Raw genomic sequence first — 26,245 nt, forward strand, 5'->3', positions numbered from 1 at the left:
GATATGTGTGTTTTGATATGGTGCAATTATAACTGCACTCAGTATAATAACGCTGAAGATAAACCTGTATTGCTTATATTCTGATAAAGAATTCAATATTTTGGAATGTCTCTCAAAAGTTGGTACGGGAATTGCTTAATACTAACCAACTACTAACACGCACTTCTGAAGTGCAACAAAAATTCATTGGAGCAAAATGAGCATGGCGAACAAGGTTCTAGAACTCATCAAAGAAAGTGGCGCAAAATGGGTCGATTTTCGCTTTACTGATACTAAGGGTAAAGAGCAACATGTGACTTACCCAGCAGATACCATTGATGAAGATACATTCGAAGATGGTAAAATGTTTGATGGTTCTTCAATCACTGGTTGGAAAGGCATCGAAGCGTCTGACATGATTTTGCGTCCAGATGCGAATACTGCATTTCTTGACCCGTTCTTTGCTGAAGCAACTGTGGTTGTGACTTGTGATGTGATTGAGCCATCTACAGGCCAAGGCTATGACCGTGATCCACGCTCTATTGCTCGCCGTGCAGAAGAATACTTAAAATCTACAGGTATTGGTGATACTGCATTCTTTGGTCCAGAACCAGAATTCTTCGTTTTTGACGAAGTGAAATGGGAAATTGATATGTCTGGCGCGCGCCATACATTGATCGCTGAAGAAGCTGCTTGGTCAACAAACAAAGACTATGAAGGCGGAAACTCAGGTCACCGTCCACGTGTTAAAGGTGGTTACTTCCCAGTACCCCCTGTAGATTCTTCACATGATATGCGTGCAGATATGTGTGCTCGTATTGAAGATATCATGGGCCCAGGTCGTGTAGAAGTGCATCACCATGAAGTTGCATCTTGCCAGTTAGAAATTGGTGTGAGCTTCAACACAATGGTTCGTAAAGCTGACGAAGTACAACAGTTCAAATATGCTGTTTGGAACGTGGCGCACCAGTACGCTAAAACTGCAACGTTTATGCCTAAACCAATGGTTGGCGATAACGGTTCAGGTATGCATGTTCATATTTCAATTGCAAAAGATGGCAAAAACTTATTTGCTGGTGATGAATATGCTGGCTTATCAGAAATGGCTTTATATTTCATTGGTGGTGTAATTAAACATGCACGCTCATTGAATGCGATCACAAATCCTTCTACGAACTCATATAAGCGTTTAGTGCCACATTATGAAGCACCGATTATGCTTGCTTACTCAGCACGTAACCGCTCTGCATCTATTCGTATTCCTTACGTTTCTAGCCCGAAAGGCAAACGTATTGAAGCGCGTTTCCCTGATCCAATGATGAACCCGTACTTAGGTTTTGCAGCATTGTTGATGGCTGGCCTTGATGGTATCCAGAACAAGATCCATCCAGGTGAAGCTGCTGATAAAAACTTGTATGATCTTCCTCCTGAAGAAGAAGCGAAAATCCCTACAGTTGCGCATAGCCTAGATATGGCGCTTGAAGCACTTCAAGCGGATCACGACTACCTACTTAAAGGTGGCGTATTCACTAAAGATATGCTTGATGCTTATATCGAAGTGAAAACTGAAGAAGTTCGTCGCTTAAATACGACTACTCACCCAGTTGAATTTGATATGTACTACAGCTTGTAATTCTTTTTAGAATTTAAGTGAGAAAAAAACCCGCCAAGTGCGGGTTTTTTTGTATGATCTATTTTTAGATCATTTGTGAATGTTGATATGGCACAACGTAAAAAGCATATTGGATTTTTCCCTTGGATTGATCCGAAAGATCAAGAAAAAGGGTTTAAACTCAATTTTTCTGAAGTGACCTATATTGAAGTAGCAAGAACGCTTGAAGGTTATAAGCAAGCGCAATTTGTTGCATTAAAAAATCCTGAATTGGCATTGGATTACCCGTATCCTGAAATATTTTATTTAAGTGCTGAAGGTTTAATCTTGGTGAAAACGCCTCAAGGTAAATTTGAAGTGATTGCTAAAACAGATAATGCTTGAATCATGAGATTTAATCTGAACCTTTTTAACGATATATGACTTAAATTTAAGTTAAACTTCTCACAATTTTAAAAAATGAGCATTGAGCGTATGCGGAACAACCGGGCAAGTATGATCCAGGCTAAATCTATTCCTATAGCCTTGAAAACATGGTTGTATGCTTCAGGTTCTTTGACACAACAGCTAACTGATATTGCAGGTGGTATATTTAAAGTACAACCCATTCAAGAACATTATCAAAGAATGTCCAAAATCGACAGTCAATGGATGTCGATGCCATCACAGCATACCTCTTGGGTTCGAGAGAGTTTTCTGTACGGGTGTGATGATCAGCCTTGGGTTAAAGCCAAAAGTATTTTCCCTATTTTAAGTATTCATGGTAAAGCTCGATTATTTAAACATATTGGTAAAAAGCCCATCGGTCGATATCTATTTCAACGTACCAATCCTGTCTGTGAAAGACGAGTTTTAAAACTTCAAGACGGTTGGACGCGTCAAAGTTGTTATACTTGGCATGGTTGTAAATTTATTGTGCAAGAAACATTTTTACCTGCATTTGAACAATATTTACAGCAACAGAATATTTCAAAATAGCGTATTGAAGGATTGATCATGGCAATAGCGCAACATCCCACTTGGCAACAACGACTAGAGGCTTATTATTACTTATGCCGTTTTGATAAGCCGATTGGTACAGAATTGGTTTTTTGGCCGACCATGTGGGCACTGTGGATTGCAGCAAAGGGAATACCACCTATTGCAATTTTGATTCCAATGATTTTGGGCACTATTTTCATGCGCGCGGCTGGATGTGCGATTAATGATTTTGCGGATCGTAAAGTGGATGGCGCAGTGGAACGTACTAAAAATCGTCCGCTTGCAACAGGAATTATTAGTGCGAAAGAAGCAATTTTTGTTTTTTTAACGTTAGTAGCTGCCAGTGCTGTGATGTTGCTTTTTCTGCCAATTGAAACATTCTATTGGTCGTTTGGTGCACTGTTTTTAGCATTTATTTATCCGTTTATGAAACGTTATACTCATCTTCCTCAGGTTTTTTTGGGGGCTGCATTTTCATGGTCAATTCCCATGGGATACACAGCGATGGGGGTCACACCTGATTTAACGTGTTGGTTATTATATTTTGGAAATCTGGCTTGGACAGTGGCTTATGATACTCAATATGCTATCACTGACCGCGAGTATGATTTAAAAATTGGGGTGAAATCGACAGCGATTTTGTTTGGTCGTTACGATATTCAAATTATTTCAATTTTACAGTTACTAAGTATGGTGCTGATAGGTGGTGCACTCTATTTAGAAAATATATTAATACCTTTTGGCTTGATTGCATTATTGGTCGTTAGTGCTGATTTCATTTATCAATGGACACGCACGAAAGAACGTAATCCAGAACAATGCTTCTGGGCATTTCGACATAACCGTTGGGTGGGTTTGATCATCTTTTTAGGCATTTTTGTGGCGCTGTATTAAGACATAAATGTTTAAAATAGAAAAGAGAGATGAATTGATCTAATTAAGCTGTCTATTTTATGAGTCAGCTTTCAACCATGCTTTATGTATAGTTTGAATATATAAGATGTATGATCGTTCAAATGATGATGAATATGATTGAGCTTTTTATAGCCGTAATCTAATCGATATCAAAATGATTGAAATGCAATGTGATGCTTTTTAAATAATTAAAACAAAATGTGATTTTTATTAAATAATTATGTAATTTTGTGAAAATACAATTGTATTTTAATTTGAGTTAATGATGTAAAAGTAGAGTTATTATTCTAATTGTGTTTTTATTGTCATGTGCCTCATGAGGAGGCATAGATAGAATGATTAGGATGATATTGTGAATCAATTATTTAAAAAAACATTGCTTGTTTTGTGCTGTAGCTCTGCATTATTCATAACGGCTTGTAATGATAGTGACAATGACCACGATAATTTTGTAGCACCAGAAAAATTCTTCGTTTCTGAATTACCTTATAAGTTTGATAAGCCAGACGGTGCTTCTGCAGATCCAATTCAGGTCATGACCTATAATATGACCAATGTTCAAGGTAAAAAAGCCACAGCAACTGCCATGGTTATTTTCCCTCAGACAGCACAGCCACAGGATGGTTACCGTGTTGTTGTATGGGAGCACGGTACTTTAGGAAATGCTGATAATTGTGCACCAACCAATAATATTCAGGGTGCACGCTTTAAAGATCCTTTAGCAAAAAGTTTGCTAGAAGCAGGCTATGTAATTGTTGCACCTGACTATGAAGGCATGGGGACTAAAGGGATTCATCCGTATTTACATTTAGAAAGTGAAGCTAAATCTGCGATTTATGCAGTTAAAGCGGCTCAGGAGCGTTACGGCAGTAAATTAAACAAACAGTGGATGTCTGCAGGACAATCACAAGGCGGGCAAGCATCTCTTGGAACTGCTGAATTTGCAAATTCAGATGTAAATTATAAAGGTGCAGTTGCTGGGGCACCTGCTTCAAGTTTAGATACAATTATCTTTAAGGTCGCACCAGCTGCATTAAAACAAGCTGAAGCGTTAGAAATTGCAGCAGGGAAAACATTAGCAGAGAGAGCAGCCGCAGGTTCTATTGGTGCTTATGCAACTCTATTAAGTTATGCTGCATTTGCTGGTGTGGGTATTAAAGCGGTAGATCCTTTATTTGAGTATCGTGATATTTTCCTTGATCAGCGATCTAAGTTGATTGCTGAAAAAGCAGAAGGCTCGACAGGTGAAAATGGTTTATGTTTAGACAGTCCAGATGCTAAAAATTTGCCTGAACAAAGCATTCGCTACTTATTTACAATGGATATTGTTAAATTTTTGACTGAAAACCCTGGTAAATCAGTATTAGATTACCCAGGCTTGGATGAAGTTAAGTTCTATCAACTTCCTCAAATTGCTCAATTTATTAAGAATAGTCAGCCTGGAACAAAAAAATTGGATAAGCCAGTTTTAATTATTCAGGGAACAGCGGATATGAGCGTTCCATATCCTGTGACAGAAGCACTTGTGAAAAAATTGAAGGATGATTTAAAGTCTCCTGATATTACTTTCCTTCCTGTAAAAGACGCGTCACATACAGCAGCAATTGTTCAGAAAAATCCTGAATTGCTTGCCTTTATTCAAAAGCATATGCCAGCGAAATAAACTTTAACTTCGGTTAAGTAAAGATATTCCTATCTTGCCATATATGATGTATCAAAATTCATATCATTGATTGGCAGATGGGAATATTTAGCGGACTTAAAATCTATTTTTGCTGTAAATAATGACTGGATACTTTAACGTAATTTTGTGCTGAGTACGGTAAAAAGGCTTTTTCTTTGTCGGTTAATGGGCGAACTTTTTGAACAGGGCTACCCACATATAAGAAACCACTTTCAAGACGTTTGCGTGGGGGTACTAAAGAGCCAGCACCTATCATCACATCGTCTTCAATAATCACATCATCCAAAACAATGGTATTAATTCCAACGAGAACACGATTGCCAATTGTACAACCATGTAACGTAACATGATGTCCAATGGTGACATCTTCGCCAATAATTAATGGAGAACCTTCAGGTTTACTGTCATTTTTATGACTGACATGTAACATGGCATGATCTTGTACATTTGAATTTCGACCAATGCGAATAAAATTGACATCACCACGAATCACGGCAAAAGGCCAAACCGACACATTTTCAGCCAAAATAACATCACCAATCACTACAGATAATTCATCGATATAGCAGGTTGAGTCAATTTTAGGGTGAGTGTCTAAGTAAGGGCGAATATTCTTTTTCATGCGTAGCATCCATGTTCTAAATAAAAGTAAATTATCATAAAAAAACGTCCATATTAGATATATGAACGCTTCTTTTTATTCGTCAAGTTTTGAAGTAATTAATATACTTCAATGATCAATACTTAGAACAAGTTGCTAAAAAATTGCTTGATATGATCAAACATACGAGAGAAAAAGCCTGCTTCTTCAACTGCTTTTAATGCAACTAATGGTTTTTCAGCAATCACTTTACCATCTAAAGTCGCTGTTAATTTACCAACCACTTGACCTTGTTTTAATGGTGCTTTGAGGTTTGGTTGTACTGTAATTTGCGTTTTAATGGCATTTGCCTGACCTTTAGGCATCGTGACATTAAAGTTTTCAGCTAAACCAATTTGTACCGTATTTTCTTTTCCAAAGTAAACTTTAGCTTTTGCTAAAACTTGGTTTGCTGGTTGAACACTGATGGTTTCAAAATTTGAATAACCCCAAGCCAATAATGATCGTGTTTGGTTTGCACGTTCATTCATAGATGGTGCACCAAAAATTACCGAGATTAAGCGTAGTGGACCACGTTTAGCAGAAGTGGTTAAGCAGAATCCAGCTTCATCGGTATGACCTGTTTTTAAACCATCAACACTTGGATCAGTATAAAGCAAGGCATTACGGTTACCTTGTTTAATACCGTTGAAAGTAAACTCTTTTTCAGAGTAGATCGGATAATATTTTGAACTGTCATGAATGATATGTTTTGCAAGTGTTGCCATATCTTTTGCAGTTGAATAATGTCCCTCAGCAGGCATGCCTGTTGAGTTAATAAAATTAGTATTAGTCATGCCAATTTTTTTGGCTTCTTGGTTCATTGCATAAGCGAAAGAACCTTCGTTACCCGAAATGTGTTCAGCCATGGCTTTAGATGCATCATTACCAGACTGAATGATAATGCCACGTAACATTTCCAAAACAGTAGCATTGCCATTTAAAGGAACATACATACATGATTCTGTACTGCTACCTTTACACCATGCTGACTCATTCATGCGAACTTTTTCGTTTTCAGTCAGTTCACCTTTCAATAGTTTTTGTTCAATGATGAAACTGGTCATCATTTTTGTCATGGATGCAGGGGCTAACTTCTCATTTTCATTTTTAGATGCCAGTATCTGTCCAGTTTCATAATCCATTAAAACATAAGATTTGTTATTTAATTCTGGTGGTGTGGACAGAACTGTTGCTGCATAAGTAAAAGAGGGTAATAGTAGTAATGCAGCAAAGGCGCTTTTACGGGTCATTCTGGTCAGTTCCAATCATTATAAGAGCACAAACGAGCTTGGTATTCTAGGACAAAGCAAAGCCGACTTCTATGGGGTAAATCGGCTTATTTTCTATGAATTGTAACTAATTCATTGGCTAAAGCACTTATGAATTAAAATTGGTTACATCCTGACAGATTTGGATGTTATCGGCATCGCTTGCTTTTTTAGCATCATTGCGTGCTTCATCAAGCGCAGCTTTAAATTTATCTTGCTGTACGATGGTATTTAAAGCAGCAACTGGTTTTTTTTCATTTGGTAAATACGCTTTGACTAGTTTTGCATAACCTTGATCAAACTGATCACCAGCTTGGTCTAATGTTGGGCAAACTTCAGATAAAACAAAAATAGCAGCCAATTCTTCATTGGTCACGTTGGCTTGTGTGACATCAATATTTTCATCAGCAGCATGGGTTTGACTCAGCACAGAACCCAGCAAAAGAATAGTAAGAGAACAGCGTTTAATTAACTTCGAATTCATGAATATCTCAATTTTTGCAGTTGAACGTATTTGAGTAGTTTAACGTGATGTTTTATATAGCCTAATAGAAAAGCATAGAAAAAACATAGAGAAAATGTATTGAAGATGTAGGCGTGAAGCCTTTTGGGGTTAAGCACTATCTATTTGATGGAAAATTGACTTTTTATTGAGGATTTATTTTGAGCATCCTTGCTCACAGTTCTAACAGTAATCAGTGTAATCTTACATATTCAATAAGTCTTCACATGCTGATTTTTGTTCTGCTGTATCTACTGCTATCGCATCTGCTTTAGCTTCTTTGAAAATAGTTTGGTATTCAGCATCTTGTTTGAGTTGTTCAAGAGTGATTGATGGATTATGTAACTCTTTTAGAAAAGTGTTTGTCATGTTATTAAGCGAAGATAAAATTTTAGGATTATTTGCGGTTAAAGCAGGGCAAACCTCAATGAGAACCTGAGTTGCTGCAATATCTTCTTTTATAATGCTATCTGATTCTTCAGCTGTAAGTCCTGAGTCTGCAAAAGATGATTGAGCGAAAATTGTGAAAAGCGTTGATAAAAGTATAAATTTAAGTGAACGTATTGGCATGATTTTTTCCAAAAAATTTCTGTAAATTCAGCGTGTTCAATATATATAATTTACTAACAAGTTGAAACAAAATCACCTGAGCAGTCACGTGAAAAAGACTCGCTCTGTAATACAATAGGATGAAATGTGAATATTTTAATAGCTAATGATGATGGTGTTTTTGCCCCTGGAATCCAAGCCCTTGCACGAGCATTAAAACCACTTGGTCGAGTGATTGTGGTTGCGCCAGAAAGTGAGCGTAGTGGCTTTTCAAGTGCATTGACACTTGATCGTCCTTTACGTCCTATTCAGGTTGCACCTGATATGTGGGCAGTCAATGGCACACCTGCAGATTGCGTTTATTTATCAATGAATGGACTCTTTGATTTTGAATTCGATCTTGTCGTTAGTGGAATTAACAGTGGGGCAAACTTGGGCGATGATGTATTGTACTCAGGAACGGTGGGTGCAGCATTTGAAGGTCGTCTCATGAAGCAAGCTGCGATTGCTGTATCATTGGCGGGTAGTAATGTTCGAAGTTATGAAAGCCCAGATGATTATGCACAAGCAGCACAGTGGGTACATGATTTCATTGCACGTGGTTTACCACAGTTACCTGCTCGACATATTTTGAATATTAATATTCCTGATGTTGCCGAAATACAAGGTCAACAAATTACTTACCAAGGTCGTCGAATTCAATCTAAACCGATCAGTAGTCATGTTGATCCTAGAGGACGTCAAGTCTATTGGATTGGGCTTGCAGGTGAAGCAGTGACAGATCCAGCAAAAAGTAATCTTGGCATACAATCTGACTTTTTTGCTGTAGCAAATGGCTTTGTCAGTATTACCCCAATTCAGATGGATGCGACCAATTACAGCATTTTGACTGATTTACAAGCCCAATTTATATAGCTTTAACGTATTAAGAAGACATAATTCATCATATTACAATGTTGTTGCATCATCATCGTGCAAGATCTACACGGATTTTCCACATTTGAACAATGCGTCACCTGAAAGATACGATCAGTCACAAAAGCACTGAATGATTGATGCTACCTTATGTTATAAGTTTGTGAAAATACGGGGTTGTACGCCGTATTTTGAGCATTTTTTGCTACTCTTAATTGCATTTATAGCTGTATTTAAATTTTAAAACTTAAACTAGGAGAGGGACGTCGATGTTTATGGCAGGATCACAGCAGTTTTTATCTAAACCACAGGTATGGGTTAAGACCATTTTTTTATCGGCTGCTTTGACTTCAACTGTATTGATTACAGGCTGTGCTTCAAAGCCACAAATCAATAATCCTGTCCGTTATGCCAATGCACCCGAATATTATACCGTTCGTTCGGGAGATACCTTAAGTGCGATTGCTGCCCGTTATGGTTTAGATTATTTAAGTATTGCCAATATGAATGATATTGCTGAGCCTTATCGTATTTATGTCAATCAATCGCTGCGTTTGAAAAAATCAGGCAATTATCGTGATAATCGTTCTACGACGCAGGCATTGAGCAGCAATGAACCTCAAATTCAACGTCAGACCATTAGTATTCCTGCACCAAATAAAACACCTACGCCACAACAGCAAACAGTACAGACTACACCAAATAATACCATTAAAAATAATTCGGTAACTCAACCTGCGCCTGTCGTGAGTGTAACCAATTTACGTTGGGTTAAACCTTCAACTGGGCGAGTGCTTGAAAACTTTAATTTAACAAAAAATGTTAAGGGTATTCGCTTCGGTGGCAATGTCGGTGATCCGATTGTAGCAGCCGCCAATGGACAAGTGGTGTACGCCGCAGATGGTTTGAAAGAATATGGCAATTTAGTACTCATTAAACACATAGATGGTTACATTACTGCCTATGCGCATAACAGTAAGATGTTGGTGAAAAGTGGTGACAATGTTGTTGCTGGTCAGAAGATTGCAGAGATGGGTTCGAGTGGTACAACACAAACGATGTTGGAGTTTCAAGTTCGTTTAGATGGCAAGCCAATTAACCCTGCAAATATTTTACCGATTAATTAAAGATATTTAATGCAATGTGTAGATTTCTTCGTATAATACAATGAGTTGCTAGATAAAAAAATGTGAAGCAGCGCATGATTTCAGAGGGAAATTTATGTTAGATCAACTTCGAGCAATGGGCGTATTTGCCTGCGTTGTTGAAAAAAGTTCTTTTAGTGGTGCAGCCCGTGATTTGGGTATTACTACGAGTGCTGTCAGTCAGCAAGTTCGTTCGTTGGAAAATGAGATGGAAGTTACACTTCTGCACCGTTCTACACGAAAACTCAGTTTGACTGAAGCAGGACAAGCCTTTTTTCACAGTTGTCAGGAAATGTTAGCCGCAGCAGAACGTGGAAAAATCCGTTTAAATGAGTTGAGAGACGATTTAGTCGGTGATTTACGTATTGCCACAACGCCAGAGCTAGGAGCAACTCATGTTGTTCCTGCACTATCCCATTGGATGTCTGCACACCGTGGCCTGATGGTTCACTTTGAAGCAGACAATCATTTTATTGATCTGATTCAAGAACGAATTGATATAGCAATTCGTATGTGTTCGAAAGTCGATGAGTCAAATAATGTTAGCAGTGTACCATTAGCCCGTGTTGATCAGGTTTTGGTTGCATCACCAAGTTATTTAAACCAAACATCGCCAATTTCGCGCCCAGAAGATTTGCAAAATCATGATTTGATTCCAATCAATATTATGAAGAACTATCAACATTTTTCATTTCAGCATGGTGCAACGGGTGAAGTTGTTTATCTTGAAATGAAGAATCGTGTACAAACCAATAATGTCTTTGTTGCAAAATCACTGTGTCAAAACGGTCATGGCATTGCACGCATTCTTTATTTGGATGTACAAAAAGAACTCATCAATGGAACATTGGTTGAAGTGTTACCGGAATGGAAACTCCCGACATTTACACTCAATGCTATGATGCTAAAACGTGAACAGCAACCGATGAAAATTCATCGTTGCCTTGATGCATTAAAACAATATTTTTGCCAATTACCTGGTGGCAGAATATACCAAGAAGCATCTTAAAAAGATCGATTGAATAAAAAAGCCGCTTGTTAAGCGGCTTTTTTACATCTGAGGGAAAACGATATAATTGATTAAGCCAAGTAGTTTTTAATTGCAGGAACAAGACGTTGTAACAAATCATCTGCTTGTTCATGTGTCATATTGAGTGCAGGAAGCAAACGCACGACGTTCCCAGAAGTAACATTAATAATCAGTTTATGTTCATCACGTGCAATATTGACTAAGTCGCCACAGTCTTTCGGTAATTCGATACCAATCATCATACCGAAGCCACGGACAATCACATTGAGATCAGTAAGTTGTGCGCGGAATTGATCGACTAAATATGTACCAATTTCGGCAGCATTTTCAACAATATTTTCTTTTTGAATCAGATCAAGCACAGTATAAACAACGCGTGAACCTAGATGAGTACCGCTATATGTTGAGCCATGATTACCTGCAGTTAATACACCAACACCACGACCTTGAGTCATTACTGCACCAATAGGAAAGCCATTACCTAAACCTTTAGCAGTGGTTATCACATCAGGAATAATATTGGTGTGCTGATAAGCAAAAAATTTTCCTGTACGACCATTACCAGTTTGAACTTCATCAAGCATCATTAACCAATTATGTTGATTACAAATATGACGAATTTCTTCTAAGTAGCTAAATCCTTGAGGTGCGGTATTCACACCACCTTCACCTTGGATTGGCTCAACTAAAATTGCCACGATGTCAGGATGGTTGATGGCTGCTTCTTCAATCGCTTCGATGTCACCAAAAGGTACACGAATAAAGCCTTCGACCAATGGACCAAAACCTTCTTGAACTTTTTTATTTCCTGTTGCAGACAATGTTGCCATTGTACGACCATGGAAAGAACGGTCAGCAACAATGATTTTAGGACTTGCTACACCTTGTAAATGACCAAATTTACGGGCAATTTTAATTGCACCTTCATTTGATTCTGCACCACTGTTTGAGAAGAAAATTTCTTCCATACCTGAAACTTCAGCAAGTTTTTGTGCTGCAGCTGTTTGCCAATTTACTTCGTAAATATTGCTTGTATGAATGAGGGTTGCCGCTTGTTCTGCAATGGCTTGAGCGATCACAGGATGTGCATGCCCTAGACCACATACAGCAATTCCTGTAAGTGCATCTAAATATTCAGTGTCATCTTCAGTGTAAAGATAAGAACCGCTGCCTCGGACAAAGCTGATCGGTTGGCGGCTAAATACCGGCATTAAATGCGATGGTTGATCAGGTTGTACCGGAGCGAGGGTAATGTTATTCATGACTAACTCTTATCTGTTAGGAAGGAAATAGGGGGAAGTTTATATAAGCAAAATACGGAACAGATTTAAAGCCCAAATGTAAATTAAATTGGAAATAATCATCTTGGCGTACTCTTTATGGTGGATTTAGGTATAATGCACGCAGAATGAGTTGAGGATTTATCAATGACTGAACAAGCACGTGATACAGAAGCGTTAATTCGCGATCAGATTGCTAAACATGCTGTACTTCTTTATATGAAAGGCACACCACAATTTCCACAATGTGGTTTCTCTGCACGTGCAGTCGAAGCACTTAGCCAAATTGGTCGTCCTTTTGCTTATGTAAATATTTTGGAAAATCAAGATATTCGTGCACTTTTGCCACAAATTGCAAATTGGCCAACATTTCCACAATTGTGGATCAATGGTGAATTAATCGGTGGTAGCGATATCATGCTTGAAATGTTCCAAAATGGTGAATTAAAGCCATTGGTTGAGCAATACAGCGCAGCACCAGAAGCTTAATTTAACCTTCTGATGTTCAAAAAGCACCTTATGGTGCTTTTTTTATGTGTAATAAAAATGTAGAAATAGCTTAAAAAATTCAAAATGAAGATCAAAAATAAGCCCAATACGACATATAAAAACAGCGCTGAAAAATTCAACGCTGTTTTTAAAATGGTTCAAGGTAACATCATGAATCGACTACTTTAATCTACCAAAGCTTCAGCCACCGCATCTTGAGGTGTTTCACAGATGATCGGTACTTCTATTTTTTCAATCTTTTTATTTTTTTTCTGTTTCTTTTTTTTCTTTTTCTTCTTCGATTTTATGCTGATGTCTAAACCATCTTCAAGCGCTTGCCAATATTCGAGTTGTGCCATAACCACTGAATAGATAGAACCTTTGGTATAACGACCTTTCTTGTCGAGCTTACCAACAGGGCGTGCCATTAAAATTTCAAGAGCTTGATCAATGGTATCAATCGCATGAATGTGGAATTGACCATCAGCCACAGCTTCAATGACATCTTGGCGGAGCATCAAATGTTGCATATTTTGACGAGGAATAATAACGCCTTGTTTACCAGTCAAACCTTGCAATTTACATGCATCAAAGAAGCCTTCAATTTTAGCATTCACTCCACCAATGGGTTGAACTTGACCAAGTTGGTTCATTGAACCTGTAATCGCCCAAGATTGATCAATCGGTAGTTGGCTGATTGCCGAAATAAGCGCAGATAGTTCTGCGACCGTTGCACTATCACCATCAACCTGACCATAGCTTTGCTCGAAAGCAAGCGCGGCTGAGAAGTGCAGAATTTGCTCACGACCAAAATGTGCTTTGAGAAAGCTCGACATGAGCAACACGCCTTTGGCATGTAAAGAACCACCAAGTTCAACGCTGCGCTCAATATCGAGAATATCGCCACCACCTTGATAAACTGAAGCGGTTAAGCGTGAAGGTAGACCAAACTCGACATCGGCATATTGAATAACCGAAAGTGCGTTGATCTGACCTAAACGATGCCCACGTGTTTCAATAAGTTGTGTGCCACGAGATAAATCTTGCCAATACAATTCACGTAAATAACCTAGACGATATTGACGATGTTTCAATGCAGTATTGATATGCTGCGCTGTCACCATTTTTTCATCAGATTGCAGTGCATGGTGATGTGATTCACGAATCAGATCACCCAAAGTCAAAGCATGTAATGACAATGAACTTTGATCTTCAGCTTGACGACTAGAATCGGTAAGTAGTGCAGACAGGGCAGAACGGTCAAAAGGCAACAGTTTGTCTTGTTGAACATAATCGGCAATGAGCTGCATATAAGCTTGTTCATTTTCTTCATTGCGTTGTAAGGTATCTGTAAAATCAGCACGGATTTTAAACACGCTACCGAGTTCAGGTTCAACCTCTAAAATTTCATAATAAACTTCAGGTTCAGCCAATAAAACCACTTTTACATTCAGTGGAATAGACGCAGGCTCAATTGAAATGCTGCCTGTGAGCGTGATCATGTGCTCAAGAGATGATAATTTTAATTGCCCCGATTTAAGCGCACGTTTTAACCCTTGCCAAGCATACGGTTGCTCAAGCAGTTGTTCTGCTTCAAGCATTAAAAAACCACCATTGGCTTGATGCAATACACCCGGACGAATTAGGGTGAAATCGGTGGTAATCGTACCATTTTGCGTCAATTGTTCAACATGACCCAACAAGTTGTAATGTGTCGGGAAATCTTCAAAAATAACAGGTGCACCAGCATTAGGTTTATTGCTAATGACGACATTGGCTTGATAGCGTGAAGGTACGCTGTTGAATAATGCAGGTGCAAATTCATCACTTTCACTATCAATCACATTTTCAACATTATCAATAATATCTTGTGCATACTGTTTGAGATATAGCTCTAAGCCATCAGTATCAAATTTATTTAAAATGGCTTCCATACGAGGAATAATGACTTGTTTACCAATATCTCGATTCAGTTCCGAAACTTGATCTCGTGCATCATCCTCTAAATCGCCTAATTGTAAACCTAGACGTTCGAGCTTTTTATCCATATAGCGGATATTGGCTGCAATTTCGGTGCGCTCTTTACTGGTCAATGCATTCATGTCTTCTTGCGACATTTCCTGCATTTTGTCATCTTTATAATGCGTGGGAATAAACACATGCTCATCATGGCGATTGATCAGTTTAAGATCAAACTCTTCGCCTTCACGAGTCAATTCAGCCAAAGCATGTTGTTGTTCATTACCAGTGATTTGGCGAATACGTTCAATTTGATTGTGATAGGTTTCCGCACTAAAGCGTCGTTCAAGCTGTTTTAAAATGGTTTGCCATGTTTGATGTAGTAATGTTGCAAATTTACTACCTTGACCTGCGGGAAAGCGTAGAGTAATGGGTTGGCGAGCATTTTTAAAATTATTGACATATACCCAATCGTCAGGCGTCGGCATAGACTTGGCATGTTGTTGAAGTAAACGCTTGATCATGGTGCGTTTACCAAGTCCGGCTGTTCCGACAGCAAAAATATTGTAGCCTGAATAAGGCAAGGCAATACCAGCTTCTACTGAAGCTTTAGCACGATCTTGACCTAAAAAGTTATTCAGTGGTTTAATTCGTTTAGTTGAACTTGGAACACGAGGTAAATTTAACAGGTGCGTCAGTTGTTCTGGTTTTAGTGCAGTCTGCATTAAGGTTTGTTGTATATCCGTCTGGTCAAAAGCAGTTGGAAGTAAATTTGGACTTTGGAGTGCTGTCGTTGTAATCGTCGTATTTGAAACAGGGGTTGAGCTCATTTGATCATGTTTCTGGGTCACAGGTGAAATCCAAAACTGCTAAAGGTTGAAAGTTTAAAGGTATACAGTATTGGGCGTAAATATCAAGCAGATTCAAATCAAATATCTGGATTTCAGCAATGCAGTAGCATAAAAACCATTGAAACTAATGTGATTAAGCGGTTGAATAGCGATATTTCTTTTTGCAGAAAACAATAAACGTATGTCTACGCAAAACTCAGCACAAAATGCGTCACCACCATCGGGGTGGAAGTCTGCCTTTATGGCATTTATGGATCGCCGTGCTCTCATTATGTTATTTCTTGGTTTTTCAGCCGGGATACCCATTTTATTGATCTTTTCAAGCCTATCTTTATGGCTTGGTGAAGCCGGTATTGAAAAAAGTGCAGTAACTTTTTTCAGTTGGGCAGCTTTGGGATATTCCTTTAAATTTGTTTGGGCACCATTGATTGATGAAATTCCTGTGCCTTATCTAACCAAAAAATTGGGACGGCGTAGAGCTTGGCTTCTCATTGCACAAATTTTGATTATTTGTGCAATTTCGATTATGGCTTTTTCAGATCCGTCACTTGGGCAGAGCTATTTGTATCAAATGGCTGTCGGTGCTGTATTACTTGGTTTTTCAGCGGCAACGCAAGATATCGTGATTGATGCTTATCGTATTGAATTGGCTGAAACGGAAATGCAAACCGTATTGGCTTCGACCTACAACGCAGGCTATCGTATCGGGATGATTGTTGCAGGTGCGGGCGCACTTTTTCTTGCCGCATCGCTTGGAACATCAAAAGGCAATTATATTTATGATGCATGGAAATATACTTACTTAGCGATGGCAGGTGTCATGGTAGTAGGTATTATAACCACACTGAGCATTCGTGAAGCACAAATTAATCGTGTCGATAAGCATTATAAAAATACCGATTATTATCGCTTGGTTGCTGTCTTTTTTGTTGCAGTGGTGAGTTTTGTTGCAAGTTATATTTTTTCAGGCAGTTTAACGGAAGCTTTGGCAAAACAATTTGAAATCAAAGATAGCTTTTTACTCTTTGCTTTAGAGGCTGTGCGTTTTGTTGGCTCAGGTGCAATAGCATTTTTTGCAGGCTATGGATTGGTGCAGGCAGGTGCCGTAAATAAGCAGATGGCCTATGACACTTGGGTCAGCCCAATTGCAGATTTCTTTAAACGCTATGGAGTGAAACTTGCTCTAGTTTTATTACTATTGATAGGTTTCTATCGTATTTCAGACATTATTGCTGGGGTAATTTCCAATGTGTTTTATCAAGATTTAAATTTTACCAAAGAACAAATTGCTGAAGCCGTTAAAATTTACGGTGTAATTTTCAGTCTTGTTGGTGGATTTTTAGGAGGCTTACTTGCACAACGCATGAACATTATGAAATTGATGTTTATTGGCGCAGTGTTGGCAAGCTCAACCAATCTGATTTTTATTGGTTTGGTCAAATCGGGACAGCCTTTAGCACCTGTCGATATTCAAGTCGGTTCACAACAGTTTACAGCACAGCCTGATGAAGTAGGTGCGTGGAAAGTTGCTGTACCTGCTCAGCTTCTTTCAGAAAATCAGCACATTTCAGTCAAAGCGCAATTTGCCGATCAGTCAGAGCAGATTGAAGTTCAAGCACCCTATTTGGTTGAAAATGGTCATGCACAGATTCAACTTTTACCTATAACAGGTGATAGCAAATTAACTACACAAGAGCTGAAGCAAAGTGTGGTAGTCAAAGGGCAAATTCTAGGTGTGAAAGATACCGATTTAAATGTAGATCAACCTGTACTTGTCAGCCTTGATGGTCAAACATTTAAAACCAAACTTGATAAAACAGGGATGTTTACTGCGATTGTTGATGCGGATGCTTTGCAAAAATCAGAAAGTAAAAGTATTGAAGCACGTTTGAATTTTGTTCAGTCAGAGCCTCTGGTTGCTGTTACACATGGTTATCTGATAAGTGATGTTGAACCACAGTTAAATGTTAATATTGAACCTATTGCGGCGGTTAATATAAACTCAAATACAGCATCAGTTGACATGGTTGAACTGAAAGGTAAGGTTATTGAGAAATATAGTTCCGCTTGGCTATACTTTGCAATTATTGTCGACAATTTGGCTTCAGGTTTGGCGGGAGCCGCATTTATTGCTTTCCTTTCAAGCTTGACAAGCGTGTCATTTACTGCAGTTCAGTACGCCATTTTTAGTTCACTCATGACTTTAACTCCTAAAATTTTAGGTGGATATTCAGGTACAATTGTCAGCAATATTGGATATCCAAAATTCTTTTTGATGACGACTTTAATTGGTATTCCAATTTTAATTCTTGTGGTCTGGGTTGGAAAACTATTAGGTGAACATCAAAAAACCATTCAAAATGAAAAAGGTGAATCATAATGCGCATGTTACATACCATGCTACGTGTAGGCAATTTAGAACAGTCTTTGGCGTTCTATACTGAAGTTCTCGGTATGACTTTATTACGTAAACGTGACTATGAAGAAGGACGTTTTACCCTTGCTTTTGTTGGCTATGGCGATGAAGAAAATAATACGGTACTTGAGTTAACGCATAATTGGGACACAAGTAGTTATGAGTTGGGTAATGCCTATGGTCATATCGCGATAGCTGTTGATGATGCTTACAAAGCGTGTGAAGACATAAAAGCACGTGGTGGTAATGTTGTTCGTGAAGCAGGACCAATGAAAGGTGGTGTGACGGTTATTGCATTTGTTGAAGACCCAGATGGTTATAAAATCGAGTTGATTCAGCAAGATCAAGATGCGAGAAACAATTAAGTTAAACGTGGAATGTTTAAAATAAATAATGAACATTTTCCTCATAATATGACTTAATCAAGTAAGCTCGGTAAGATGGTTATTTATCTTTAGGTAAAAATCATTTTACTGAGCTTTTTTGTATGTATTTGAAAAGTTCAGCATAGATTTTTTATCACTGACAGGATGTTGAATATGAATATATTAAAAATATTAGCATTGGATCGTTTTACGATACTACTTATCGTCATGGTTGCTTTAGCTTCATTTTTTCCTGTGCAAGGGCAAAGTGCGAGCATATTTGGTCAGATCACCACCATTGCGATTGCGATTTTATTCTTTTTGCATGGTGCTAAACTTTCACGTGAAGCGATTGTGCAAGGCATTATGCATTGGCGTTTACATGGCGTTGTCTTTGCTTTTACTTTTTTAATTTTTCCAATCTTAGGTCTACTTGCAAAACCATTTTTGCTACCTTTACTTGGACAACAGTTGTATTGGGGTTTTCTGTTTATGTGCTTTTTGCCATCAACAGTACAATCCTCCATTGCCTTTACTTCAGTTGCAAAAGGCAATGTTGCTGCGGCGGTGATCAGTGCATCATTTTCTAATTTGGTTGGTATGTTTATTACTCCTATTATGGTGAGTCTATTTATTTTTGGACAAACGCAGCATAACTATGATGCGACCTCATCGATCGTACAAATTGCATTACTCTTGCTTTTGCCTTTTGTTGCAGGGCAGGTGTTACGTCCTTATGTTTTTCCATATATGCAAAAAGTTCCCAGCATTGTGAAAGCCTTTGATCAAGGCACCATTTTGATGGTGGTTTATGGAGCATTTAGTGGTGCTGTCGTAGCAGGCTTGTGGAATCAAGTGAGTGGGATGACTTTGTTTATTCTTACAGTCGTTTGTTCAGTGTTTTTAACTATTGTCATGCTTTTGGCTTGGTATATTCCACGTTGGTTAGGCTTTAGTGTACCTGATCAAAAAGCGGTATTTTTTTGCGGTTCTAAAAAGACTTTAGCGAGTGGCGTACCGATGGCGCAGATTCTATTTGCAGGGCAACCTCTTGGCATGATTGTTTTGCCGATTATGATTTTTCACCAAATTCAACTGATGGTCTGTGGGATCATCGCCAATTATTGGGCGAATCAAAAGTCGGTTGACGTTGTGGAAGAATTGAAAGCAGAATAATTCGCTTATTACATTATTTTGAAGTATAATGTTGCCCACTTGTTGTGCTTAGCTCTGACGCTTATAGTCTCGGTGGGCTCAAAAGAAATGGTCTGTTGTGGTGTTGATCTGCGGGTTTATTGAAAAAATTTATTTTAAAATAAACTGCTTATTTCCTCATTTTGAGAGTGATCAATTGCGATGACAGCGAAACCTTTCTTAACTTAGGAGAATCGTCCATGCGCGCCGATATTCACCCAAAATACGAAACTTTAGTTGCGACTTGTTCATGTGGTAACGTAATCGAAACTCGTTCTGCTCTTGGTAAAGAAACGCTTTATCTTGACGTATGTTCAGCTTGTCACCCATTCTATACTGGTAAACAGAAGAATGTTGACACTGGCGGTCGTATCGACAAGTTCAAACAACGTTTTGCTGGTATGTCACGTTCTATCAAACGCGACTAATCTGCGAAAGCAAAAAAACGGGCATCTGCCCGTTTTTTTATGCCTAAAATAAGTGCAGAAACAATTTACGATTATCATGTGTAAAAAACCAAGTCGAAACTTGGTTTTTTAATGTGGAAAATACTTTAATTACTGATCTTGTACATCGGTTAAATGATCCATTCTCTTTTGGAAATAATCACCTTGAATAAAGCGTACATCGACATTCCAAGCATTAGCAAAAGCATTCATATCATTCAGATTTTTGAGTAAAAATACCAATGGTTTTATCATTGTGTAATGTTGAATCATATTTTGTAGTTCTGCTAATGATTTTTCATCAGCCAACATGTCCGTATATTTTTCATCTAATGACAGTAGTGCTAAATCTGTTTGTTTTACAATAGCTTCAGTTGAAATTGTTGAGCCGAAGTTACGTATAGCAATTTCTGCACCATGTTCACGTAATATATTAAATTGCTTTTGTGCTTCAATCGGACTTTTGGCAATATCTTCTTCATCAAACTGTAGAATGAGAGGATGTGATAATTTACTACCCACAATGGTGATGAGTTTTGCTACTAATTCAGGAAATTGCTTATCTTGAAATAAAATATGTCGATTCAAGTTGATGATGAGTTTAGCATCAGGATATTGCGTAATAAAATTATGTAATTGTTTACATGCTTCGACCATAATCCAACGATCAAGTTTAATTGATAATTCAACATCATCATCTAATTCGACTAAACTACAGGTTTTTTTCCAATTGTTTTCATAAATGAAACCACTAGTGACTTCATAAGTATATAAGTTTGTATCTTGTTTATCATACAGTTGCTGATACTTCAGATGAATTTCACCTTTTTCTAACTTCTGTTGAATTTCTTTTAAGATTGGTGACTCACGTTGTACAGGTTCAATATTGAGCGTAGGTTGAATGATTGGTGTATTGAGCGGTTGTACATTAGGTACTGATAGTTCTTCGTTTGAAATCAGCTCAATTGTGGTTTCTTGTAGTGTCGCTTCCAGTTGTAAGTCTGATGCAGATTCACGTTTTGGTAAAGACGTATCATAAGCCTTCGCCAATAAGCCTTCAAAATTTGCTTCGCTAAATGTTTCTAGTTGAATAGGGCTAAAACCAAGTTTGAGTTGTAAGGGGAATGTACGATTATTAATATTGAGTAATTGCTGTTTTTCTAAAGAGTTGAGTGCGGAAACTTTAGACTCAAGTGCTGTGGCAGATTCTGCTTGCATGATAATTGCGTGAAGAACGGTATTAATTTTAAAAACACGTTGTCCAGTTTGCTCTTTAATAAATGCTTTGAGTTGAGACAAATATGCTTTGGTATCAGCCCAATTTAAATGTAATATTTCGTCATCACATTTAGAAAAACTAAAAATAATTAGTGCATTGGCTGTAGCAGGTTGTTGAATCAAATGACGTTGAATCAAATGGAAGGTATCGTCTGCATTATTTGTTGGCGCTGATGCTACACTTGGTTGAGCGATTGGTGCAGTATTTGCAGTTTCTATTGCAATTTGTACCGTACCATCTTCACCTGGTAAAAACTCTATTTTGAGTGGATTTTCAGACAGAGCTTGTTCATTTTGTGTAGTAATTTCAAAACGACTAAGTTCAGTTTGCCCTTGCGTAAATTTTTTGAAACGAGTTTTGAAATCATTGAGATTTTTGGGTTTTAATACATCAAGAATCGGTAAGCCGAGAATGTCATCTTCGGAGCCGATACCAAATAATTTTAAATATTCCTCATTGGCTTGTGAATGCATACCTTCTTCAAGAGTAGCTACAGCTTTCTTTTGCTCTTGAACCAATGCTTGTGCTTGCGTCTTTGCTGTATCTAAATCGCAAAGTAAGTTTTTTTGTGCTTGTAATGTTCGGCTATATGATAGTGCACGTATAGTACTGATATAAACGCGTTCAGGGTGAGCAATATTGACAATGTCGTAAACACCTTTATGAATTAGGGTTTGATAATGCTCAGGCTTATAGTCTTGTGGTTTGAGTAATAGTACTGGAATATCAATTTGGGACGATGCATGAATGAGGGTAATCGCTTGTTCAAGTTTTAAATCATAAGCCTGACCAAAAATGACCAAATCCCAACGGGTATGCAATTGTTTTTCAAAGCTACTGAGGTCATCAAGCAAAAGGGCATGGACGGGATGATTTTTACTTTGAAATATATTAAGAATTTCATTATATCTGATTTGGTTATCATCAATGATTAACAGTCTAGTTTCAGACAGTTTTAGTTTCTTAGATAATAATAAATTTCTCATTTCAAGGCTTCCCATACATCTTGATTATTTAGGTCATTGGATTGCTGGTGAATATATTCATCAATTAGGATTTTTTGTTCATCATTCAAAAGTTCAAAATCAAATTGAACAACACTTTGAGTAATCAGTAAAGTTTTGATTAGATAAAGTTTAATTTCCTGATCATTTAAACGAAGATGAATGGCTTGCTGTTCTTTAAAGAAGGGAAGATTGGGTAGAAGTATAGAATTGACTACCTGATCGAGTTCTTGTGTCTGAATCAACAATGCAGGGTGATAATTGACATTTGAGTGGTCAGTAGAGACTTTGACAGCACATGGGAAAATATCCTGTGCCAATATTTCAATACCAACTTCATATGTTTTATTGATGGATTGTTTGATCCAACGGACAGTTGCGCCCTTCCATTTATTTTGTGAGTTTTCATTGACTAATAAAAACTCACCTGTACGTAAGCTTTTTGGTGCTTCATTTGCCCAACGAATACGATAGCCATGAATACTGATGTCTAAGACAGGAATTTGATGGATCTGCTTGGCTTCACGGTCTAAGGTTTTAATCAATTTAGGTGCACTAGAATCATTATTATTGGCAATGCTTGATTGCACATTGGACTCTGATTGAAATGCGTAATTATTTTTAAGTTGTAATGTTTCAGCAAAATTTTTCGCTTTAGATAAATAAAAATGCGCCGTTTGTAAACCAAAACATACACGTAACTGAGCAGAATACTCATAACGTTCATGTTGACGCTCAGGCGTACTGCCTAAAACATTTTGTACATGAAATTTGAGTGCAGTCGATAAATACATCTGCTCATTTTTAGACAAATATTCATTGTCTCTTTGAATAGTGATGTTGATATGTTCGAGTAGGCTTTGTGTCGAAATATATAAATTAGGTTGAAAACTTTCGTGTTGTCTGCGGTTATATACTGGTGGATGGTCTTTAGTGGTATCGACAATATAACGAGAGATAGATGATTCTCTTGGGAGTACTTGAATCATTTTTGACCAATCAAAACTACATTCATATAACGCTTGAATTTCACTTGGACGAATTTGATGAGTATTAAAAATATCGAGTAATAAGACTTGCGCATAGGCTTGTTGTATATTTTGAACAACATGATGCGTACCTTGTAGTTGATTAATATTAATTAGGTATTCTTCATTTTTAATCGCCATTTCATACAGGTTGTGTGTTGTATACCATTGATTTGATAATGCTGAGCTATATAACATTTGTTGCTGAACGAGCAGTAAACAAATTTGCTCAAGAGCATAATAGGTGGCAAGCGTACGTGCTGTTTTTAGATTTTTTCGCTCATTAAACTTGAACAGCGAAAATTTTTGGTTTAAGAGCTGATGATGGCTACGATGTACAATATCAACATAGATATTGGTGAAGTAAATGCGCAAGCGAATGGTCAATTCAATAATATGTTCATTGCGATCTGAGTGAAAAAGTCCTTGATTATTAAAATGTTTTTCTAAGCTAAGCAAAACATTTTCAATAAATGGGTGTAAGACCTGAATGAGATCAAAGCGCAGGGTTTCATCACAGCGTAATGTAGATATTTCATGAACCGCAGTCATAATGGCTTCTGAGGTATCGCCCAACTGCATAATTGAGAGTTTTGAAACCCATTGACTCAGTGCTTGTACAGTTGGCTCAGCAAAGCTCAACTGATCACGACTGAGAACCGTATTAGATTGGAAAATTTCAGAAGTTTCTTTATTTATCATTATGTTTTAACTCTTAAATTTAAAAGATTGTTACTCCATACAACGGGGTTTTATTTTGTTCTCCCGCAATTTCTCGGACAAGCTTAGGAACCAAATAGCCTGGTAAAGTCGCTAAAACCTCAGTGTAAATTTGATCAATTTTATTTGCTTCCAAATCAAAATGTTGAGCACCTTTTACTTTGTCTAAAACATGTAAATAGTACGGCATGACTCTCGCTTGAAATAATCTATGGCTCAATTCAGCTAAGATCTCGGCAGAGTCATTGACGCCTTTGAGCAAAACAGATTGATTTAAAACCAAAATATCCTGTTGAACAAGATTAGCTAATCTGCGACAAGTCAGATCATCCAATTCAGCAGGATGATTTGAGTGTACCACTAGAATAATCCGTAGCCTACTGTTTTTCAATAAGGAAACAAGCGCTTCATCGAGACGTTCTGAGATAGTCACAGGAACTCGTGAATGAATACGCAAAATTTGAATTTGATTGAGAGATTCTAGGCGTTCAAGCCATAAAGCGAGCTTTCGGTTGGATAATGTCAGTGGATCACCACCACTCAATATCACTTCATTAATATGTGGTTTGCTTAGAAGGTAATCACGAATATTAAGCCAGTCATCATTTTTAGGAAGATTTTCTTGATAAGGAAAGTGACGACGGAAACAGTATCGGCAATGAATGGCACAGGCACCTGTTAAGGTGAGTAAAAAGCGAGATTGATATTTGTGCAGTACGCCAGGAAGTTGATTAGCTTGTTCCTCACCTAGAGGGTCTGTGATAAATTCGATATGTTCTTCTAATTCGAGATGGTGTGGTAAAACTTGCAATAATAAGGGATCGAGAGGATTACCAATTTGCATTTTACTGACAAAAGCACGAGGGACACGTAATTTGAATTGTTCAGAAGCGAGCAATGCTCCCGAAAGTAAATCTTGTTCAGAAAGATTTAAGAGTTCGAGCAGTTCAGTCGGAGAGGTGATTAAATCGCTCATTTGCGATTGCCACTTTTGCTCTTGGTATATAAAGTTTGTCATGCCACGTTTGAATAAAATAATTAATTAATCGGTTTGGAGTTGTTTCAACTTTGCACTATAGATGTGCAACACCAATTGAAATGAAAGGGAATTGAAGATTTTACCCCCAAACTGCTTGGACAGGAATATTTTTTCGTTGCCCTGACATAGGTTGCTCATTTAGAATACATCCAAAATATGTAAAATGCATGTTTAGGTGACATTGCAAATGTTCGTTGTCTGAATACTTTGCCAATACCTATTTTGCATGTGTTGATTAATATAGTAAGTTTGGAGTGTGCCTGAATGGCCAATTATTCTACGAATGACTTTAAGCAAGGTCTTAAAGTAATGCTTGATGGTAACCCATGTTCAATCATGGAAAATGAATACGTTAAGCCAGGGAAAGGTCAAGCCTTTAACCGTGTAAAATTACGTAACCTAAAGTCAGGTAAAGTTTTAGAAAAAACGTTTAAATCAAATGAAACACTAGAAAGCGCAGACATCGTAGATGTAGAGATGGAATATCTTTATAACGATGGTGAATTGTGGAACTTTATGGATCCTGTAACATTTGAACAAATCACTGCAGACAAAGTTGCAATGGGCGATGCTGCAAAATGGTTAAAAGACGATTCAAATGAAAAATGTACAATTATGCTGTTCAATGGTGTTCCATTGTCAGTGAGCCCGCCAAACTTCGTGGTATTGAAGATTGTTGAAACTGATCCAGGCGTACGCGGGGATACTTCAGGCGGTGGCGGTAAGCCAGCTAAACTTGAAACAGGTGCAGTTGTACGTGTTCCATTGTTTGTACAGCAAGAAGAAAGTGTGCGTGTGGATACACGTACAGGTGATTATTTAGAACGTGCATAATTACGTATAAATGATCTATGATTGAAGGGATGATGAAAATCATCCCTTTTTTATTGAATGATAGAAAAGTATAAGAATCAAAAAATGATGAGTATGACTAATGCTAAATTTATGTCAT

At 37.7% G+C, this 26,245-nt stretch carries 23 protein-coding genes; 14 read left to right on the forward strand and 9 right to left on the reverse strand.

Translation table 11 applies throughout. The features are described 5' to 3' along the window. Positions 1–196 precede the first annotated feature (196 nt). The 5 genes from glnA to FW754_RS08145 all read left to right on the forward strand — a co-directional run bounded on the left by glnA (position 197) and on the right by FW754_RS08145 (position 5,150). On the forward strand, positions 197–1,612 hold the full coding sequence (glnA, locus tag FW754_RS08125; protein ID WP_409510994.1) for a type I glutamate--ammonia ligase: 1,416 nt from the start codon (positions 197–199) through the stop codon (positions 1,610–1,612). Between the two features lie 87 nt (positions 1,613–1,699). Then, positions 1,700–1,975: a hypothetical protein gene (locus tag FW754_RS08130; protein ID WP_409510995.1), complete on the forward strand. Its 276-nt coding sequence runs from the start codon at positions 1,700–1,702 to the stop codon at positions 1,973–1,975. Positions 1,976–2,065: 90 nt separating this feature from the next. After that, positions 2,066–2,569 (forward strand): chorismate--pyruvate lyase family protein, encoded by a 504-nt coding sequence (locus FW754_RS08135; RefSeq protein ID WP_446324346.1) that lies wholly within the window; start codon positions 2,066–2,068, stop codon positions 2,567–2,569. An 18-nt stretch (positions 2,570–2,587) separates the two neighbouring features. After that, a complete protein-coding gene (gene ubiA, locus FW754_RS08140; RefSeq protein WP_409510997.1) occupies positions 2,588–3,466 on the forward strand; it encodes a 4-hydroxybenzoate octaprenyltransferase in 879 nt (292 codons plus the stop codon). 373 nt (positions 3,467–3,839) lie between these two features. After that, a complete protein-coding gene (locus FW754_RS08145; protein ID WP_446324347.1) occupies positions 3,840–5,150 on the forward strand; it encodes an alpha/beta hydrolase family protein in 1,311 nt (436 codons plus the stop codon). 103 nt (positions 5,151–5,253) lie between these two features. Here the strand turns inward: FW754_RS08145 and FW754_RS08150 are convergent, their stop codons facing one another. From FW754_RS08150 to FW754_RS08165, 4 genes are all read right to left on the reverse strand, one after another. Then, on the reverse strand, positions 5,254–5,793 hold the full coding sequence (locus FW754_RS08150; protein WP_419348384.1) for a gamma carbonic anhydrase family protein: 540 nt from the start codon (positions 5,791–5,793) through the stop codon (positions 5,254–5,256). Positions 5,794–5,915: 122 nt separating this feature from the next. Continuing rightward, a complete protein-coding gene (dacC, locus tag FW754_RS08155; RefSeq protein ID WP_409511000.1) occupies positions 5,916–7,064 on the reverse strand; it encodes a D-alanyl-D-alanine carboxypeptidase PBP5/6 in 1,149 nt (382 codons plus the stop codon). A 127-nt stretch (positions 7,065–7,191) separates the two neighbouring features. Then, entirely contained in the window at positions 7,192–7,566 is a 375-nt protein-coding gene (locus tag FW754_RS08160; protein WP_409511001.1) for an MCR_0457 family protein, read from the reverse strand. Between the two features lie 222 nt (positions 7,567–7,788). Further along, on the reverse strand, positions 7,789–8,154 hold the full coding sequence (locus FW754_RS08165; protein ID WP_446324348.1) for an MCR_0457 family protein: 366 nt from the start codon (positions 8,152–8,154) through the stop codon (positions 7,789–7,791). Between the two features lie 126 nt (positions 8,155–8,280). Between FW754_RS08165 and surE the strand changes: the two genes are divergently transcribed. From surE to FW754_RS08180, 3 genes are all read left to right on the forward strand, one after another. Next, a complete protein-coding gene (surE, locus tag FW754_RS08170) occupies positions 8,281–9,048 on the forward strand; it encodes a 5'/3'-nucleotidase SurE (protein ID WP_446324349.1) in 768 nt (255 codons plus the stop codon). 269 nt (positions 9,049–9,317) lie between these two features. Further along, a complete protein-coding gene (locus FW754_RS08175; protein ID WP_419348379.1) occupies positions 9,318–10,175 on the forward strand; it encodes a peptidoglycan DD-metalloendopeptidase family protein in 858 nt (285 codons plus the stop codon). Positions 10,176–10,269: 94 nt separating this feature from the next. After that, the gene (locus tag FW754_RS08180; RefSeq protein WP_409511005.1) at positions 10,270–11,202 is read left to right on the forward strand and encodes a LysR family transcriptional regulator; all 933 of its coding nucleotides are present in this window, start codon (positions 10,270–10,272) and stop codon (positions 11,200–11,202) included. A 71-nt stretch (positions 11,203–11,273) separates the two neighbouring features. On the opposite strand, the gene FW754_RS08185 is transcribed toward FW754_RS08180, so the two are convergent. Continuing rightward, positions 11,274–12,485: an acetylornithine/succinylornithine family transaminase gene (locus FW754_RS08185; protein WP_446324350.1), complete on the reverse strand. Its 1,212-nt coding sequence runs from the start codon at positions 12,483–12,485 to the stop codon at positions 11,274–11,276. A gap of 165 nt (positions 12,486–12,650) precedes the next feature. On the opposite strand from FW754_RS08185, the gene grxD reads away from it, so the two are divergent. Then, positions 12,651–12,992 (forward strand): Grx4 family monothiol glutaredoxin, encoded by a 342-nt coding sequence (gene grxD, locus FW754_RS08190; protein WP_409511007.1) that lies wholly within the window; start codon positions 12,651–12,653, stop codon positions 12,990–12,992. Positions 12,993–13,177: 185 nt separating this feature from the next. Here grxD and FW754_RS08195 read toward each other — a convergent pair whose 3' ends face one another. Beyond that, positions 13,178–15,802, reverse strand: coding sequence for an AAA family ATPase (locus FW754_RS08195; protein WP_446324351.1), 2,625 nt, complete (start codon positions 15,800–15,802; stop codon positions 13,178–13,180). Between the two features lie 181 nt (positions 15,803–15,983). Between FW754_RS08195 and FW754_RS08200 the strand changes: the two genes are divergently transcribed. From FW754_RS08200 to rpmE, 4 genes are all read left to right on the forward strand, one after another. After that, complete coding sequence (locus FW754_RS08200) at positions 15,984–18,182, forward strand: AmpG family muropeptide MFS transporter (protein ID WP_446324352.1); 2,199 nt, start codon at positions 15,984–15,986, stop codon at positions 18,180–18,182. Then, positions 18,182–18,583, forward strand: coding sequence for a lactoylglutathione lyase (gloA, locus tag FW754_RS08205; RefSeq protein ID WP_409511010.1), 402 nt, complete (start codon positions 18,182–18,184; stop codon positions 18,581–18,583). The genes FW754_RS08200 and gloA overlap by 1 nt, the downstream gene beginning before the upstream one ends. Positions 18,584–18,757: 174 nt before the next feature. Continuing rightward, on the forward strand, positions 18,758–19,759 hold the full coding sequence (locus FW754_RS08210; protein ID WP_409511011.1) for a bile acid:sodium symporter family protein: 1,002 nt from the start codon (positions 18,758–18,760) through the stop codon (positions 19,757–19,759). 218 nt (positions 19,760–19,977) lie between these two features. Then, positions 19,978–20,205, forward strand: a complete 228-nt coding sequence (rpmE, locus tag FW754_RS08215) for a 50S ribosomal protein L31 (RefSeq protein WP_409511012.1) — start codon at positions 19,978–19,980, stop codon at positions 20,203–20,205. A 129-nt stretch (positions 20,206–20,334) separates the two neighbouring features. On the opposite strand, the gene FW754_RS08220 is transcribed toward rpmE, so the two are convergent. Genes FW754_RS08220 through epmB form a run of 3 tightly spaced genes read right to left on the reverse strand, consistent with a single transcriptional unit; the run spans position 20,335 to position 25,272 of the window. Then, on the reverse strand, positions 20,335–22,503 hold the full coding sequence (locus FW754_RS08220) for an EAL domain-containing protein (RefSeq protein ID WP_446324353.1): 2,169 nt from the start codon (positions 22,501–22,503) through the stop codon (positions 20,335–20,337). After that, positions 22,485–24,236 carry a GTPase gene (locus FW754_RS08225; protein ID WP_409511014.1) on the reverse strand — a complete coding sequence of 584 codons (1,752 nt, stop codon included), beginning with the start codon at positions 24,234–24,236 and terminating at the stop codon, positions 22,485–22,487. The genes FW754_RS08220 and FW754_RS08225 overlap by 19 nt, the downstream gene beginning before the upstream one ends. A 19-nt stretch (positions 24,237–24,255) precedes the next feature. Further along, positions 24,256–25,272, reverse strand: a complete 1,017-nt coding sequence (gene epmB, locus FW754_RS08230) for an EF-P beta-lysylation protein EpmB (RefSeq protein WP_446324354.1) — start codon at positions 25,270–25,272, stop codon at positions 24,256–24,258. 285 nt (positions 25,273–25,557) lie between these two features. Between epmB and efp the strand changes: the two genes are divergently transcribed. Continuing rightward, complete coding sequence (gene efp, locus FW754_RS08235; protein WP_409511016.1) at positions 25,558–26,127, forward strand: elongation factor P; 570 nt, start codon at positions 25,558–25,560, stop codon at positions 26,125–26,127. Positions 26,128–26,245 lie beyond the last annotated feature (118 nt).

The organism is Acinetobacter sp. 1207_04 (genome assembly GCF_052850415.1).